The sequence below is a fragment of the Tenacibaculum sp. ZH5_bin.1 genome (genome assembly GCF_042865525.1).
Taxonomy (GTDB): Bacteria; Bacteroidota; Bacteroidia; order Flavobacteriales; family Flavobacteriaceae; genus Polaribacter; species Polaribacter mesophilus.
Genome location: NZ_JBEGIO010000006.1, coordinates 46675 through 64314, shown reverse-complemented (window position 1 = coordinate 64314; position 17640 = coordinate 46675). Strand labels below are relative to the sequence as shown.

Below are 17640 nucleotides of genomic sequence, written 5' to 3'. Positions count from 1 at the left end.
TCTATTTTTTATATTTTTCTTCTAATTTGTTTTTTACCTTATTAACTAATAAACCAATATCCCCTGCTCCCAACATTACTATAATTTTTGACTCTGACTTTATAATTTCGTCACTTAATTTTTCTTTAGAGATTAGTTTTTTAGCTTCAATGGTTATTTTCTCTAATAACCAACTTGAGGTAACTCCTTTTATCGGTAACTCTCTTGCTGGATAAATATCTAATAACAACACTTCATCAAACAACGATAATGCTTTAGCAAAATCATCTGCAAAATCCCTTGTTCTACTAAACAAGTGTGGTTGAAATACAGCTAATACCTTTTCTTTGGGATACATTTCTCTAACAGATTGCGCTACTGCTTTTATTTCAGTAGGATGATGCGCATAATCGTCAATTAGCACAACATCTTCTGTTTTTATCTTATACGAAAACCTACGTTGTACTCCTTTAAAACTTCCTAATTGCTTTTTAACTTTCTCTAAAGACACTCCATACACATCTGCAATAGCTAATGCTGCTAAAGCATTCATCATGTTATGATTTCCTGGTAAATGAAATGCTACATTTTTAATTTCCGATGTTGGTGTTTTTACATCAAAAACATATTTACCTTCTTCTATTTTTACATTATAAGCTTTGTAATCTGCTTCTTCATTAACAGCATATGTTAAACCTTTTAAAGGCAACCCTTTTGCGACAATTAAAGTATCAGAAACTTTGCTTGCAAAATCTCTAAATGATTGTTGTAAGAATTCGTTTTCTCCATAGATATCTAAATGATCAGCATCCATAGAGGTTACACAAGCAATATTGGGTGATAATTTTAAAAACGAACGGTCAAATTCATCGGCTTCAACAACAGAGATCCTATCTTCTCCTAAAATTAAATTAGAATCATAGTTTTCTGCAATACCTCCTAAAAACGAAGTTGCTTTCTCTGGTTGCATAATGTGTCCTAAAATTGAAGAAGTTGTTGTTTTTCCATGCGTTCCTGCTACAGCCAAACAAAAAGTATTCTTTGTAATTTCTCCCAACACTTCTGCTCTTTTCAAGACGGTATATCCGTTGTCTTTAAAATAATTTAATTGTAAGTGATTTTTAGGAACTGCTGGTGTATATACCACCAATGTTTTTTCTTTATATAAAAATGAAATTGGAATATTCTTTACTTCATCTTCAAAACTTACTTCAATTTCTATTTCTTCTAAACCTTTAGTGATAGGTGTTGGTGTTTTATCGTAGCCTGCAACTACTTTTCCATTGACAGAGAAATAGCGAGCTAAGGCACTCATTCCTATTCCGCCAATACCAATAAAATAAACGTTATGTATCGTTTTTAAATTCACTAACTAATTAATTTTTCTATTTCGTTAACGATATTACTTGTTGCATTTGGCAACGCTAACTCGTTAATGTTTTCACTTAAACTTTCTTGTTTCCCTTTGTCTTTTAATAAAGTTTCTAATACGACAGGAAAAGTATCTAATTCACTCTCTTTAACTACTAGAGCCCCATGTTTGTCGGCAATAGATTTTGCATTTTTTGTTTGATGATCTTCTGCCACATTTGGTGATGGAATAAAAATAGTTGGCTTCCCTACTATACATAATTCCGATACTGAACTTGCTCCTGCCCTCGACACGATGAAATCTGCAGCTGCATAGGCTAAATCCATTCTATTCAAAAACTGATGCACTTGAACATTTTCTAATTCATCATACTTTTTGTATTCTTCATAATACAGCTTACCACATTGCCATATCAATTGAACTCCTTGTTTTTTGAAGAAGTCTAAATTTTCTTCTACCAACTGATTTATTTTACGAGCACCAAGACTTCCTCCTAATATTAAAATTGTCTTTTTTGATGTATCTAATTCAAAAAACTCTTTTCCTTCTTCTATTTTCGTATGAATAAATAGTAAATCTTGACGAACTGGATTTCCCGTTTTTATTATTTTATCTTCAGAGAAAAAGCGTTCTAAATTATCATATGCAACACATATTTTCTGCGCTTTTTTTCCTAACAATCTATTTGTTATTCCTGGGTACGAGTTTTGTTCTTGAATTAAGGTCGGTATCCCTCTTCTATTAGCAATCATTAACGTTGGTCCACTTGCAAAGCCTCCAGTACCCACAGCAACATCTGGTTTAAATTTTCGTATAATTCTATATGCTTTCCATAAACTACTTAAGAGTTTAAAAGGAAACACTAAGTTCTTTAAAGTTAGTTTTCTTTGGATTCCTGAAATCCACAATCCTTTGATTTCATATCCTGCTTGTGGAACTTTTTCCATTTCCATTTTATCTTTTGCTCCTACGAACAAAATGTTAGCTTCTGGATAACGAACTTTTACTTCGTTAGCAATTGCTATTGCAGGATAAATATGACCTCCTGTACCTCCACCACTTATTATGATATTAATCGATTGTTTCATACAGTCTTTTTTATGTTAACAGTGTTGTATGTAACGCTCATAATAGTTCCTACCCATACATCTGTATTTTTAGTCCAGCGTTTCATGTAAAATATCTAAAGGGTTATCATCTAAAATTGTTTCTTCAGTTTCGTTTTTAGAAGCACTTACACTTAAAATCATTCCTAATGCGAAACATGTCATCCAAATTGAGGTACCTCCACTACTAATTAGCGGGAGTGTTTGTCCTGTTACTGGTAAAATATTCACTGCTACCGCCATGTTAATCATTGCTTGAAAAACAATGGGAATTCCCACACCTACAACTAATAAAGTCGCAAATATGGTTGTAGCCTTTTTGGCAGTTATTAAGATTCTGAAAAGCAACAAGAAATAAATAAATATTACCACTATCGCTCCAGCAAAACCGTATTCTTCAACTATAATTGCATAGATAAAATCGGATGAGGATTGTGGTAAAAAGTTTTTCTGTACGCTTTTCCCTGGCCCTTTTCCTATTACTCCTCCTGTTGCAATTGCTATTTTGGCTTTTTCTACTTGGTAATCTTCTTCACCATCAGACTGAGAAAAGCTTTCAATTCTACTTTTCCATGTGTTTACACGATTGGGCATTGCATCTGGAAATGCTTTAGCTACTAAGATAAAAAACAAAAAAGCAAAAAGTCCTATTCCTAATATATATCCTATATATTTTAGTGGATATCCTCCAATAAACGAGACCATTAAAATCATAAAGAACACCATGGCTGTAGTTGAAAAGTTAGCTGGTAATATTAACACCAATACTAAACCTACTGGAAGCCATAACTGCAACAAACTTTCCTTAAAAGAAATTACTTTTTCTTTATTTTTTGCCAAGTATCGAGCAACATATACCATCAATACCAAACCTGCCAATGTAGAGGTTTGAAATCCAATACCTACAAACGGAATACGAATCCATCTACTTGCATTTGCTCCTCCAATGGTAGTTCCTTGTGCTAAGGTAAAAACCAGCAGTAAAACAACTACAGGAAGCATTAATACAGAACCTCCACTAAAATATCTATATGGTATTTTATGTACTCCATAAATGACTGCAAAACCTGTAATTAATAATACAATATGTTTTACTAAATGCCCTAAGGTAGATCCATTTCCTACTACGTATACCAAATTGGTACTTGCACTGTATATTGGCATAAATGAAAATATTGCCAACATCGCAACTATAGCCCAAATGGCTCGGTCTCCTTTAATATGTCGAAAGATGTTTTTCATCAATCTTTAGTGTACTTTATATATTTCTTACAGCTTCTTTAAATTTTCTTCCTCTATCTTCATAACTATCAAATAAATCAAAACTTGCACATGCTGGTGACAACAATACTGTATCTCCTTTTTGCGCTATTTTATAAGCTACTTTTACTGCTTCTTCTGCTCCAGCAGTTTCTACCATAACATCTACTACATTCGCAAAAGTGTCTATGATTTTTTGGTTATCTAACCCTAAACAAACTATTGCTTTTACTTTTTCTCTTACTAAAGGTAGTAAATCTGTATAATCATTTCCTTTATCAACCCCTCCTACAATCCAAACTGTTGGATTGTCCATACACTCCAACGCATAAAAGACCGCATTTACATTTGTAGCTTTACTATCGTTAATGAATTCAATTCCATTTACTTTTTGCACTTTTTCTAAACGATGTTCTACTCCTTCAAAATCAGACAAACTTTCTGCAATTGTTTCTTTTCTTACTTTCAATAACCTTGCTGCCATTGATGTAGCCATTGCATTTTTAGTGTTATGCTTTCCTTGTAATGTTAGCTCAGAAACCTTCATTAATTTTTCTTCTGTATTAAATTTCATTATTATCGTGTCTTGTCTTAAAAAAGCCCCGTACTCTAATTCTTTTTCCATTGAAAATGGCACTAGCGTTGCTTCTGTTTTGTTATTTTTTAACCAATTTTGAATTGCTTCGTCATCAGCATCATATATTAAAAAATCATCTTTCGTTTGATTTTTTGTAATTCTGAATTTTGAGTTTATATAGTTATCAAATTCATATTCATATCGATCTAAATGATCTGGTGTTATATTGGTGATTATTGCAATATGTGGTTTAAAATTTTCAATTCCATCTAACTGAAAACTGCTTAATTCCAATACATATTCGTCATACTTATCTTCAACCACTTGTTCAGCGAAGCTATCACCTATATTCCCTCCAACTCCCACATTTAAACCTGCTTTTTTTAACACATAATGTACCAGCATGGTTGTGGTTGTTTTTCCGTTTGAGCCTGTAATCCCCACAATAGTTGCTTCTGTAAACTGAGCAGCGAATTCTATTTCTGAAATCACTTTAACTCCTTTTGAAACCAACTTTTGCACAAGTGTAACTTTCTCTGGAATTCCAGGGCTTTTCATTACCACATCAGCATTTAAAATTTTATCTTCTGTATGCTGATTTTCTTCAAAATCGATTGAGTTATGTAAAAGAACTTTTTTATACCGCTCTGCTATACCTCCTTTATCTGAAACAAAAACCTCATATCCTTTTTGCTTCCCTAAAAGCGCTGTTCCTACACCACTTTCTCCTCCACCAAGCACAACTAATCTTTTCATTTATCTTAACTTCAATGTTACTATGGTAAATACCGCTAATAAAATTCCTACAATCCAAAATCGTACTACAATTTTACTTTCATGATAATTTAGTTTTTGATAATGATGGTGTAGAGGAGACATTTTAAAAATTCGTCTTCCTTCTCCAAACTTCTTCTTTGTGTACTTAAACCATGAAACTTGTAGTATTACCGATAAATTCTCGACTACAAATATTCCAGCCAAAACTGGCAGTAACAACTCTTTCCTTATGGCAATAGCTATTACAGCTATGATACCTCCAATAGTTAAACTTCCAGTATCGCCCATAAACACTTGCGCTGGATAAGTATTATACCATAGAAAACCGATTAAAGCTCCTGCAAACGCTAAAATGAAAACAGTCATTTCTCCAGACTTCGGAATGTACATTACATCTAAATAGTCTGCAAAAATGATGTTACCAGATACCCATGCAAAAATTGCCAGCGTTATTACCATAATTGCTGATGAACCTGCCGCTAATCCATCAATACCATCTGTTAAATTCGCACCGTTTGAAACTCCTGTAACGATAAAAACGGTAACAAAAATGAAGATTATCCATCCAAATTTTTCATATCCATCTCCTAAGAAGCTTAATGCTTTTGCATAATCTAACTCGTTATTCTTTAAAAAAGGAACTGTTGTTTTTGTCGATTTATGAGCCTCACCAAACACCTTCTTTTTACCATCATCTACTTGCACAACTTGTTCTGAAGTTGGCAGTTGTTCTTTGATGGTTACATCTTGGTGAAAATACAGCATAGAACCTACGATTATACCTAATCCTACTTGTCCTAAAACTTTGAACTTTCCTTTTAAACCAGCCTTATCTTTTTTAAATACTTTGATGTAATCATCGGCAAAACCAATAAGCCCCATCCAAACAGTCGTAATCAATAAAATAACGATATATATATTTTCTAGCTTTGCTAAAAATAACACAGGAATTAATGTTGCAAGGATTATAATTACACCTCCCATAGTTGGTGTTCCTGCTTTTTGTACTTGACCATCTAAACCTAAATCTCTTACTGTTTCACCTACTTGCTGCCTTCTTAAGTAGTTAATGATTTTTTTACCAAAAATGGTTGAAATCAACAGAGATAATATGAATGCCATTGCAGATCGAAATGTGATGAATTGAAACACACTTGCTCCTGTTAAGCTAAATTCACTTTCTAAATATTGAAATAAATAATACAGCATTCGTTAGTGTTTTTTTAGTTGATTAAAATAGTTGGTTACTTCTTCTAAATCATCAAAATGATGCCTAACACCATTTATTTCTTGGTAAGTTTCATGTCCTTTTCCTGCAATAAGTACAATATCTCCTGAAGTTGCTAGTTTACAAGCTGTTTTTATAGCCTGTCTTCGGTCTACAATTGATAGTGTTTTTTTATAGTTTTCTGCCGCAACTCCAGTTTCCATTTCATCAATTATCGATTGAGGGTCTTCTGTCCTAGGATTATCTGAAGTAAAAATAGCTTGATCACTCAACTGAGAAGCAATTAATGCCATTTTAGGACGCTTTGTTGTATCTCTATCTCCACCACAACCTACAACTGTAATCACAGTTTCATTTCCTGTTCGGATGTCGTTAATAGTTTGTAATACATTTTTTAGTGCATCTGGTGTATGTGCATAATCTACTATTGCTGTAACTCCCTCGTCAGAAACTGTGTATTGAAACCTTCCACTCACGCTTTCTAACTCACTTACAATACGTAAAATTTCTATTTTCTCTAGTCCCAACAACTCTGCTACTCCATAAATAGCTAACAAGTTGTACGCATTAAATTCTCCTATTAACTTCGTCCAAACTTCTACTCCATTGATTGTTAACAAAGTTCCTGAAAGACGTTTTTCTAACACTTTTGCTTTAAAATCTCCGATTGTTTTAAGCGCATAAGTTTGTTTATTCGCCTTTGTGTTTTGCAACATTATTTGTCCGTTTTTATCATCTAAATTCACCAAAGCAAATGCTGTTTTTGGTAACGAATCAAAAAACGATTTTTTAACATCCCGATACTCTGCAAATGTTTCATGGTAGTCTAAATGATCATGCGATAAGTTTGTAAACACTCCTCCTGCAAACTCTAAGCCTTCAGTACGTTTTTGATGTATTCCATGAGAACTTACCTCCATAAAACAATAATCAACTCCAGCTTCTACCATTTTTGATAAATACTGATTTATTGCTACTGAGTTTGGTGTTGTATGTGTTGCTTTATATTCTTCTTCATCAACCATTACTCGCACAGTTGATAACAACCCCACTTTATATCCTGCTTTTTTAAACAGTTGGTACAATAAGCTTGCAATTGTAGTTTTACCATTTGTTCCTGTTACTCCTACTAACTGCAAGCTTTTTGACGGGTTGTTATAATAATTTGTTGCTATTATTGCTAATGCCGCATTAGAATCTTCTACTTTAACATAAGTAACCTCTTCATTTTTATTTTCTGGTAAAGACTCACAGATAACAGTCTTAGCACCCAACGATACTGCTTTCGCTATAAACTGATGCCCGTCTACTGTCACTCCTTTTTGAGCTACAAAAACATCCTCTTCCTGCACTTGTCTACTATCAAACTGAATATTGTTTATATCAACATCAGTGCTTCCGTAAACTTCTTTTACCGCTACCTTATATAATATGTCTTTTAATTTCTTCAACTATGATAATTTTAAATATATCGTTGCACCTTTTGAGACTTTTTGCCCCCTATCTACGGACTGTTCTGTTACTTTTCCTACTCCTGAAAATTTAACTTTTAACCCCATATTCTCTAATAATGCAATTGCATCCATTCCACTCATACCTAAAACTTTAGGCATAATTGTTTTATACTTCCTTAGTTTTTGATAGTATTCTTGATACTCCCTTTCAAGAACCTCTTCTGAAATATCATCAGAAACAAGCTGATTATTAATTGCTGTTGACGTATAAATTTTTTGAGCTATTTCTTTAAATATAGGAGCAGCAACCGTAGCCCCGTAATATCCTTTTTCTTTTTTAGGACTATGAACTACTACAATGCAAGAGTATTTTGGTTCATCTGCGGGAAAGAAACCTGCAAAAGAAGCCACATACTTTTGATTTGAATAATATCCTCCTTCATATTCTCCCTTAGCATTTTTAGTTCTAGGAATGTATTTTTTTGCCGTTCCTGTTTTTCCTGCCATAGAAAAGTTTGGTGAATAAATTCCTTTACCTGTTCCGTATTTTATAGTATTTTCCATCACTTTTCGTACCTTGTCTAAGGTTTCTTGTGATGCTATTTTTTCTTTTACTACTTCTGTTCCAAAGCTTTCTTCAACTTTACCTCCTACTCTTAGCTCTTTTACAAAATATGGCTTTACCAACTTTCCGTCATTTGCGACTGCATTGTAAAACGCTAGTGTTTGTAACGGTGTAAGAGAAACCCCATAACCCCAAGCCATCCACTCTAATGAAATAGGGCTCCAACTTTTCTCTGTTGGTTCTGGTATATAAGGCTTTCCTTCTCCTTTGATTTTAACACCTGTTAATTGATCCAACCCAAAAGACTTAATTCTATCCGTGAACTTTTTAGGATTTTTATCGTAGTACTTTTGTATTGTTTTCACAATTCCAACATTTGAAGAAACCTCAAACACCCTTCCTAATGATATTTTTCCGTACCCTCCTCTTTTACTATCTTCTACTTTACGATTATTAATATAAATTCTTCCTTTTTCACAATCTACCACAGTTGAAGTATCTACAACTTTATCTTCTAAAGCCACCATTAAGCTAGCTAACTTAAAAGTTGACCCAGGCTCGTGACTCTCCCAAACAGCATAGTTTCTTTTTTCGTAATACCTCCCTTTAGAAGTCCTCCCTAAATTAGAAATCGCTTTAATCTCTCCTGTTTCCACTTCCATCACTACAGCACAACCATGATCTGCTTCAAAATACTCCATCTGTCTTAACAGAGCATGATGCGTTATATCTTGAACATTTACATCTATTGTAGTAATTACATCACTTCCATCTACAGGCTCCTTCTCATTTACATCATTAATAGGCTTCCATTGCCCTTTAGCTATCTTTTGTTTTAAACGCCAACCGTTTTCACCTTGCATATAATCCGCAAAAGCACCTTCAATTCCTGCCCCACCTCTGTAATCATCGTAACCAATTGTACGTTCAGCTATTTTTCCTATTGGGTGAACTCTCACTGTTTTTTGTTCCGCGATAAAGCCTCCTCGATACACCCCTCTATTAAAAATGGGAAAGCTTTTCATTTTCACATAATCATTATATCCTACATTACGGGCTATTAACAAATATCGGTTTCTACGTTTTTTTGCATTACGCAACTTCTTTTGATAGTAACTAGCTGATTTCCCTAACAATCCAGAAAGCGACTCAGAAAGTGCTCGGATATTTTTTTCAAAAATCTCAGAATCTACCGCCACCACATCCATTCGAATGGTAAATTTTGACATAGAGGTTGCTAACAAATTTCCATCTGCCGCATACACATTTCCCCTATTTGCAAAAATAGTATCGTTTTTAACTGTTTCTTCTTCAGAAAGATTCCTATACTTATCTCCTTCTACATATTGAAGTTTAAAAAGTCTAAAAATGATAACTACAAAGAAAAGCGTCATTAAAACAACAATCACGTAGAGTTTGTTTAATATGCCTTTTTTTACTACCATTTTATATTACTCTTTATTATATGTTACTTTTATTTTTTGGGGCGGTTTTTTTGCAGGGTACAACCCTTTGTTTTTTACTTTATCTCGAATACTACTCTCTAACTTCATTCGCATTAATTGAGTACTCGTGTCCACATCTTCAGCCCGCAACTCTCTTTTCTTCTTATTAAGCACTGCTATTTGCACCACTTTTGCATCGGCACTATGCGAACTATAGATCATCACTAATAGCAAAACAACTGTAAAAATCAAAATTCGCCAATTCTTAAACGAGCTTTCATCCGTAAGAAAACTACCTCTTAAAAGATCGTATATACCCTTTCTTACTATTGACATTACTTTAATGTTGCTATTCTTAGTTTCGCACTACGTGCTCTATTATTTTCTTTTATCTCCTCTTTTGTTGGCACAATCATTTTACCAACTTTTTTAAGTGGTTCACTGGTATTACCATAAAAATCTTTTTCTGGTTCACCACTAAACAATCCGGTCCTTATAAATCGTTTCACCAACCTATCTTCCAAAGAATGATATGAAATCACACTCAATCTACCTTCTTCATTTAACAAGTCTGGGATTTGCTGCAAAAATTCTTTCAACACCTCCAACTCCTGATTCACTTCTATTCGTATTGCTTGAAAAATTTGCGCTAGTATTTTATGTTCTTTTGCTTTCGGAAGAAATTTTTGCAACACTTCTTTTAACTCAAAGCTCGTTTTAATTTCTCTATCAACTCTTGCCTCAACAATAGTTTTCGCCAAGGTTCGCGCATTCCGCAATTCTCCATACAAAAACAACACATCCGCCAAATCTTCCTCACTATAGGTATTGATTATTTTTTTTCCTGATAATTCAGATTTCTGATCCATTCGCATGTCCAAATCTGCATCAAAACGAGTAGAAAAACCTCTTTCTGCTTCATCAAACTGATGTGAAGACACTCCTAAATCAGCCAGCACCCCATCTACTTTCCTAACACCATAAAAGCGCAAAAACCTCGATATGAATCGAAAATTCTCTCCAATCAAAACAAAACGCGGATCGTCAATTTTATTTTGTTGCGCATCAGGATCTTGATCAAAAGCAAACAATCTTCCTTTTTCACCTAATCGACTTAATATTTCTCTAGAATGCCCCCCTCCTCCAAAGGTAACATCCACATAAACTCCATCTTCCTTTATACTAAGTGCATCAACACTTTCTTTCAATAAAACTGGATTATGATAACTCATCTGCTTCCGTATTACCCATTACTTCTTCTGCTAACTCAGCAAAATCAACAACAGCATCATCAATTACTTTTTCGTACTTATCCTTATCCCAAATTTCAATAATATTCACTGCAGAAGAGAGCACCACTTGCTTTTCAATACCCGCAAACTGACATAAATCTTTCGGAATCAAGACTCTCCCTGAAGCATCTACATCCACCATTTTCACACCGGCAGTAAACCTTCTGATAAAATCATTATTTTTCTTTACAAATCGATTTAGTTTATTGATTTTTGCCATTACCAGATTCCATTCTTGCATTGGATACAACTCCAGACAAGACTGAAAAACAGAACGTTTAATCACAAACCCTTCTTGCAACACAGAAGACAATTGCTTCTTGAACGCTGACGACATCATCAACCTCCCTTTAGCATCTACCTTGCACTCATATGTTCCAATTAAACTTACCACGTAAAGAATCTATAGTTTGCATCAAAAATAAAAAATATTTACCACTTTTTACCACTTTTTACCACTTTGTTGATAAGTTTTACTTCTGGAGATAAAAAACTCAAAATAAACCACTTAAAAGACTCGCCTACACAGTAAATAATAAAAATGAAAAAGTGATAAAAAAGAACTACATTTGTGGTTAAGTCAAATCAAAAACATATATGACTGAATTTTTAAAGAAAGAAGACAAATTTACATATGCTGAAGCAGGAGAAGGAAGCCCAATTATCATTCTTCACGGGTTAATGGGAGCTCTTAGTAATTTTGGTTCCACTTTTAATCATCTTTCAAAAAAAGGATATCAAGTTTTTATACCAGAGTTACCCTTATACACATTACCCCTCCTTAAAACTAATGTAAAAAATTTAGCCAAGTTTTTACATGATTTCATAGAGTATAAAGGGCTTAAAAATGTTACTCTACTAGGAAATTCTCTAGGCGGACATATAGCTTTATACTATACAAAACATTATTCTGAAGATGTTAAAGCATTAGTTTTAACAGGTAGTTCTGGATTATACGAAAACTCAATGGGAGATAGCTATCCTAAAAGAGGTGACAAGGAGTTTGTTAGAAAAAAAGCACAAGATGTTTTTTACGATAAAGCTATTGCTACAGACGAACTTGTTGATCAAGTGTACGATGTTATAAATGATAGAAATACCTTGATTAGAACACTAGCTATTGCTAAAAGTGCCATTCGTCATAACATGGCTAAAGATTTACCCAACATGAAACAACCTACCTGTTTAATTTGGGGAAAACAAGACAGTGTTACTCCACCTGAAGTTGCTGAAGACTTCAAAAAACTTTTACCTGATGCCGATTTATTCTGGATTGACAAATGCGGACATGCAGCTATGATGGAAACACCAGAAGAATTTAATAAAATTTTAGAAGGGTGGCTTTCTAAACGCGAAATATAACAGCTAAACTAGCTTAATTATAGTATGAAAATAAAATCTGCTGAATTTGTAATGAGTAACAGCAATGTTACCAAGGCTCCTAAAGACAGAATACCTGAGTACGCTTTTATAGGTCGATCAAATGTCGGAAAATCTTCATTAATCAATATGTTGATGGAGCGTAAAGATTTGGCAAAAACCTCTGGTAAACCAGGGAAGACACAACTTATTAACCATTTTAAAATTAATAACGAATGGTTTTTAGTAGATCTTCCTGGATATGGTTATGCACAGGTTTCTAAAAAAAAGCGTCAAATTTTTCAATTTTTTATTGAAAACTATTTTAAAGAACGTGAACAGCTGGTTTGTACTTTTGTTTTAATCGATTCTCGCCACGATCCACAAAAAATAGATTTGGAATTCATGCAGTTTTTAGGTGAAAACCGCATTCCGTTTTGTATTGTTTTTACCAAAGCTGATAAACTAGGGAGCTCTAAACTCAACAAACAAATTACCACTTACAAAAAGAAATTATTAAATTACTGGGAGGAATTACCAATTTCTTTTGTTACCTCATCTTCTACAGGAATGGGGCGAGATGAGTTTTTAAACTTTATTGATCAAGTTAACGAAGATGTAGCGGAGAATTTTAAATAATTTTCACCATACCTTAAGGGAAGTATTAATAATGCACTCTACAAAAGAAAACTTACAAGTTTTACATGAAGACAATCACATTATAGTGATTAATAAGCGGGCTGGTGATATAGTGCAAGGTGACAAAACAGGCGACAAACCACTTTTAGATGTTGTTAAAGAATACATTAAAGATAAATACAACAAACCTGGAAACGTATTTTTAGGAACCGTTCACAGGCTAGATCGCCCTACTACAGGTATCGTTATCTACGCACGTACTTCAAAAGCCTTAGAACGACTAAATAAAATGTTACGTGACAAAACCATTAAAAAAACATACTGGGCAGTGGTTCAACAGCAACCTAAAAAAGCAACCGATACCTTAACAAATTACTTAAAAAAGAATCCAAAAAATAACAAATCGACCGCTTACACTAAAGAGGTTAACGGAAGTAAAAAAGCTATACTTCACTACAAAACGCTTAAAAAACTAGATAATTATTCATTATTAGAGGTCGACTTGGAAACTGGACGTCACCATCAAATTCGCGTACAGCTTTCTAACATTGGCTCTACTATAAAAGGAGATTTAAAATACGGTGCTAAAAGAAGCAACAAAGACGGAAGTATTCATTTACATGCTCGAAAAATTCAATTTACACACCCTGTTAGCAAAGAACCTATTAAGGTTACCGCTCCAACTCCTTCTGACCCCGTTTGGGATGCTTGTTTGTAATTTGTATATTTAGACAAATTTCACCCAAGATGAAAGCTCTTAAATTTTTAACGATTTTAACACTCCCTATCACTGTTTACATTTCGTTTACAAATATGGGATGGTTAACACTTTTACCTTTACTTGTTTTCTTCGGCTTAGTTCCTCTTCTCGAATTACTTTTTAAACCTGATAAAAATAACTTCAATAAAGAACAAGAAGCGCAAGAAAAAGAAAATAGACTCTACACCTATATTCTATACGCAATGGTACCTATTCAATTAGTTTTCCTAGTGTGGTTTTTATGGATAATGAAAGACACACAATTAACTATCTTAGAATATATAGGAAAAATCTCAGCTATGGGCTTGCTATGTGGCGTTATTGGTATTAATGTTGGGCATGAGTTAGGACATAGAAACAACCGTTTTGATGAGCTTTTAGGAGAAATTTTACTACTAACTTCATTAGACACCCACTTTCTACCCTACCATAATGCAGGACATCATTTTAATGTAGCCACTCCAAAAGACGCCGCGACTGCAAGAAGAAATGAAATTGTTTACCTGTTTTGGATTCGTTCTCATTTTCAAAGCTATTATCAAGCTTGGGAAGTGGAAAATACACGTTTAAAAAATTCAGAAAGAAGCTGGTTTCACTTACAAAATAGAATGCTCATTTACACACTCTGTAACATTCTTTTATTAGCTGGTATTTTCTTTTTATTCGGATTAAAAGCATTACTAGCTTTTATCACCGCTGCTGTTTTTGGAATTTTATTACTTGAAACTGTAAACTATATAGAACATTATGGACTACTACGTAAACAGAATGAAAAAGGTCGTTATGAGCGTGTAAAAAGAACGCATTCATGGAATTCTGATCACAGAATTGGTATGTTAATGTTGTTTAATTTATCCCGTCACTCCGACCATCACTATAACGGAAGCAAACATTATCAGCTCTTAAAATCATTACCAGAAAGCCCACAAATGCCAACAGGATACCCGGGTATGATGCTGGTAGCCTTGGTTCCTCCATTATGGTTTTCAATAATGAATAAAAAAATACAAGACTTATAGCTTATGAATATTCCCGAATTAGTTCAGTCGCAAAAAAACTATTTTGCTACTCAACAAACCAAAGATATTTCTTTTAGAAAAAGTACCTTAAAAAGATTACAAAAAGAACTTGTTGCAAGAGAAAAAGACATCATAAAAGCACTACATGATGACTTTAAAAAACCAGAATACGAAGCAGTAATGACCGAAACTTCTATTGTTTCGGCTGAATTAAAAATGGCCATAAAAAATATACACTCTTGGAGTAAACCTCAACGTGTATTACCGTCGTTACTAAATTTTCCGTCCTCTGCAAAAATTTATAAAGAACCTTACGGAACTGTACTTATCATTGCTCCTTGGAATTACCCGTATCAACTAGCATTCGCACCATTATTAGGTGCTATTGCAGCAGGTAATACTGTAGTATTAAAACCTTCGGAACTGACACCGCATACAAGTAAAATTACCAAAGAAATTATTGAAGCTGTATTTGATAAAAACCATGTAGCTGTGGTTGAAGGTGGCGTAGATGTTTCTACTGAATTGTTAGCACAACGTTGGGATTATATTTTCTTTACAGGCAGTGTTCCTGTTGGTAAAATTGTCGCCAAAGCCGCTGCTAATAATTTAACTCCTGTTACCCTAGAACTTGGAGGAAAAAGTCCATGTATTGTTGACGAAACTGCCAATATTAAATTGACTGCAAAACGTTTGGTTTGGGGAAAATTCATTAACGGTGGGCAAACTTGTATTGCTCCTGATTATTTATTGATACACAAATCAGTAAAAGAGCAATTTATACAACAATTTAAAGATGAAATTTTTAGAACTTACGGGAAAAATCCTCAAAACTCTCCAGATTTTCCACGTATTGTTAACACTCGTAATTTTGATCGTTTAGCTTTGATGCTAGAAAATGAAAAGTGTGTGATTGGCGGACAAACTGATAGAGACGATCGCTACATTGCTCCTACATTAATTGACGAACCTAATTTAGATAGTGAAGTCATGAAAGGTGAGATTTTCGGACCTATTTTCCCGCTAATCTCTTACGAAAATGAAGCTGACATTGAAAAAACCACTACTAAATACGACAAACCTCTGGCTTTATATGTGTTTACCAATAGAAATTCATTTGCTAAAAAAATGATTCAACGTTATTCATTTGGAGGTGGAACCATAAACGATACCACTGTACATTTTGCTAATCATAGGTTACCTTTTGGTGGCGTTGGTGAAAGCGGTATAGGCAGTTACCATGGAAAAAAAACTTTTGATACGTTTTCTCATCATAAAGGAGTGGTTTCTCGCGGAACTTGGTTAGATGTTCCTACTCGATATGCTCCATACAAAGGAAAATTAAAGCAATTAAAAACCTTAATGAAACTAGGATAAATTAGATAAAAGACAAATAGACACAAGAATCAAGACACCTATATAAATGAGTGAAAAAACCGTATCCGAAGCAGTTAACTACCGTCGTTCAGTAAGAGTATATGACCCTAAAAAACCGATAGACACTGCTGTTGTAAAAAAATGTTTAGAGCAAGCTATTTTAGCTCCTACCAGTAGCAACATGCAACTGTGGGAGTTTTATCATATCACTGATAAAGAAATTATAAAAAAAATGGCTCCATTATGCTTTAATCAAAATGCAGCTAAAACTGCTCAGCAACTAGTGGTTTTTGTGACTCGTAAAGATTTGTGGCGTAAAAGATCCAAAGCTAACTTAGCTTTTATGGATGAAGTTTTTGGTAAAAACAATCCGAAATCAGAACAACGAAGTAGAGAAAAAGTAGCGCGTAACTACTACGGAAAATTAATTCCGTTTACCTACTTTGACATCTTCGGAATTGTTGGTTATCTTAAATACTTAATGATTCTTTTTGTTGGACTTTTCCGACCTATTTACCGTGAAGTTCGTAATAGTGATATGCGCATTGTAGCTCACAAAACTTGCGGATTGGCAGCACAAACATTCATGCTCTCTATGGCTGCTGAAGGTTACGACACCTGCCCTATGGAAGGCTCTGATACTTGGCGTGTAAAACGTTTGCTAGAACTACCTTTTGGTGCAGAAATTAATATGATTGTTTCTTGTGGTATTCGTAAACCAGAAGGTGTATATGGAGAACGTTTTAGAATTCCTTTTGAGGAGGTTTATAAAGAGGTTTAACCCAGAAACAAACCAATTTCTCATTATTTTATGAGTGTTATAACAAATTTTAATATCCTCTTCTATTAAATCAACCACCTTCAAGAAGAAATTAAAAAGCTATACGTTTTTAGCTTAATAACTTTTCAAAAACAAAGTTTTAAATCTTACCTGTTACAGAAAGTAATTTTTATTATATTAGTTTCCTATTAAATTCAAAAAAAATTAAAAAGCTGTAAAAATTGACTATAACTAACTATGATATTTCTTTGTTCCCAAGATAATTAATTCTAATTAAAAGTTAGTTCGTTTATTTTTTCACATCTATTGAAATAAAAAACAGACATAGACCTTGAGTGTCTTTAAATGTTCAAGGAATATATAAAAATTTAAATTATTTTGAAAATGAAAAAATCAATTTTAACCTTAGGTAAAGTTTTAAACAAAGCTGATCAAAAACAAATAAAAGGAGGATTAACTTACCCACGCCACTATGATGAATATTGTGACAATCTAAATGAAACTCAATATGACCCTTCTTGCGGCTGTTCTTTTAATAGTCAATGCGCCAATATGGCTGTACCTGCCAGTGATGGTTACGGATATGTTTTAAGATCAGGAACATGCTCTAATGGAACATGTGTTGCTTAACAAGATTCTTATATTATAAA

General features: G+C 33.7%; 17 protein-coding genes. 7 read left to right on the top strand and 10 right to left on the bottom strand.

Annotated elements, in window-relative coordinates; genetic code table 11:
- Position 1 precedes the first annotated feature (1 nt).
- From murC to mraZ, 10 genes are all read right to left on the bottom strand, one after another.
- On the bottom strand, positions 2-1348 hold the full coding sequence (gene murC, locus ABHQ57_RS14005; RefSeq protein ID WP_159494752.1) for a UDP-N-acetylmuramate--L-alanine ligase: 1347 nt from the start codon (positions 1346-1348) through the stop codon (positions 2-4).
- On the bottom strand, positions 1348-2439 hold the full coding sequence (gene murG / locus ABHQ57_RS14000; RefSeq protein ID WP_073184274.1) for an undecaprenyldiphospho-muramoylpentapeptide beta-N-acetylglucosaminyltransferase: 1092 nt from the start codon (positions 2437-2439) through the stop codon (positions 1348-1350). The genes murC and murG overlap by 1 nt, the downstream gene beginning before the upstream one ends.
- 69 nt (positions 2440-2508) lie before the next feature.
- Complete coding sequence (locus ABHQ57_RS13995; protein ID WP_073184272.1) at positions 2509-3699, bottom strand: FtsW/RodA/SpoVE family cell cycle protein; 1191 nt, start codon at positions 3697-3699, stop codon at positions 2509-2511.
- A gap of 16 nt (positions 3700-3715) precedes the next feature.
- Positions 3716-5050 (bottom strand): UDP-N-acetylmuramoyl-L-alanine--D-glutamate ligase, encoded by a 1335-nt coding sequence (gene murD, locus ABHQ57_RS13990; protein WP_159615081.1) that lies wholly within the window; start codon positions 5048-5050, stop codon positions 3716-3718.
- On the bottom strand, positions 5051-6280 hold the full coding sequence (gene mraY, locus ABHQ57_RS13985; RefSeq protein ID WP_167712388.1) for a phospho-N-acetylmuramoyl-pentapeptide-transferase: 1230 nt from the start codon (positions 6278-6280) through the stop codon (positions 5051-5053).
- Positions 6281-6283: 3 nt separating this feature from the next.
- Positions 6284-7750, bottom strand: a complete 1467-nt coding sequence (locus tag ABHQ57_RS13980; RefSeq protein ID WP_167712389.1) for a UDP-N-acetylmuramoyl-L-alanyl-D-glutamate--2,6-diaminopimelate ligase — start codon at positions 7748-7750, stop codon at positions 6284-6286.
- On the bottom strand, positions 7751-9763 hold the full coding sequence (locus ABHQ57_RS13975) for a penicillin-binding protein (RefSeq protein WP_231128355.1): 2013 nt from the start codon (positions 9761-9763) through the stop codon (positions 7751-7753).
- Positions 9764-9769: 6 nt separating this feature from the next.
- On the bottom strand, positions 9770-10099 hold the full coding sequence (locus ABHQ57_RS13970; protein WP_047790362.1) for an FtsL-like putative cell division protein: 330 nt from the start codon (positions 10097-10099) through the stop codon (positions 9770-9772).
- A complete protein-coding gene (gene rsmH / locus ABHQ57_RS13965) occupies positions 10099-10995 on the bottom strand; it encodes a 16S rRNA (cytosine(1402)-N(4))-methyltransferase RsmH (protein WP_073184260.1) in 897 nt (298 codons plus the stop codon). The genes ABHQ57_RS13970 and rsmH overlap by 1 nt, the downstream gene beginning before the upstream one ends.
- Positions 10982-11449 (bottom strand): division/cell wall cluster transcriptional repressor MraZ, encoded by a 468-nt coding sequence (mraZ, locus tag ABHQ57_RS13960; protein ID WP_159494756.1) that lies wholly within the window; start codon positions 11447-11449, stop codon positions 10982-10984. The genes rsmH and mraZ overlap by 14 nt, the downstream gene beginning before the upstream one ends.
- Before the next feature lie 203 nt (positions 11450-11652).
- Here mraZ and ABHQ57_RS13955 point away from each other — a divergent pair, with 203 nt between their 5' ends.
- The 7 genes from ABHQ57_RS13955 (at position 11653) to ABHQ57_RS13925 (ending at position 17620) form a co-directional block, all read left to right on the top strand.
- Entirely contained in the window at positions 11653-12417 is a 765-nt protein-coding gene (locus ABHQ57_RS13955; protein WP_073184256.1) for an alpha/beta fold hydrolase, read from the top strand.
- A 24-nt stretch (positions 12418-12441) separates the two neighbouring features.
- Positions 12442-13053: a ribosome biogenesis GTP-binding protein YihA/YsxC gene (yihA, locus tag ABHQ57_RS13950; RefSeq protein ID WP_073184254.1), complete on the top strand. Its 612-nt coding sequence runs from the start codon at positions 12442-12444 to the stop codon at positions 13051-13053.
- Between the two features lie 31 nt (positions 13054-13084).
- On the top strand, positions 13085-13771 hold the full coding sequence (locus tag ABHQ57_RS13945; RefSeq protein ID WP_073184252.1) for an RluA family pseudouridine synthase: 687 nt from the start codon (positions 13085-13087) through the stop codon (positions 13769-13771).
- Between the two features lie 29 nt (positions 13772-13800).
- Positions 13801-14832 (top strand): alkane 1-monooxygenase, encoded by a 1032-nt coding sequence (locus ABHQ57_RS13940; protein ID WP_047790356.1) that lies wholly within the window; start codon positions 13801-13803, stop codon positions 14830-14832.
- Positions 14833-14835: 3 nt separating this feature from the next.
- Complete coding sequence (locus ABHQ57_RS13935; protein ID WP_167712390.1) at positions 14836-16209, top strand: aldehyde dehydrogenase; 1374 nt, start codon at positions 14836-14838, stop codon at positions 16207-16209.
- Between the two features lie 46 nt (positions 16210-16255).
- Complete coding sequence (locus ABHQ57_RS13930; RefSeq protein WP_167712391.1) at positions 16256-16990, top strand: nitroreductase family protein; 735 nt, start codon at positions 16256-16258, stop codon at positions 16988-16990.
- Between the two features lie 384 nt (positions 16991-17374).
- Positions 17375-17620 carry a hypothetical protein gene (locus tag ABHQ57_RS13925; protein ID WP_073184246.1) on the top strand — a complete coding sequence of 82 codons (246 nt, stop codon included), beginning with the start codon at positions 17375-17377 and terminating at the stop codon, positions 17618-17620.
- Positions 17621-17640 lie beyond the last annotated feature (20 nt).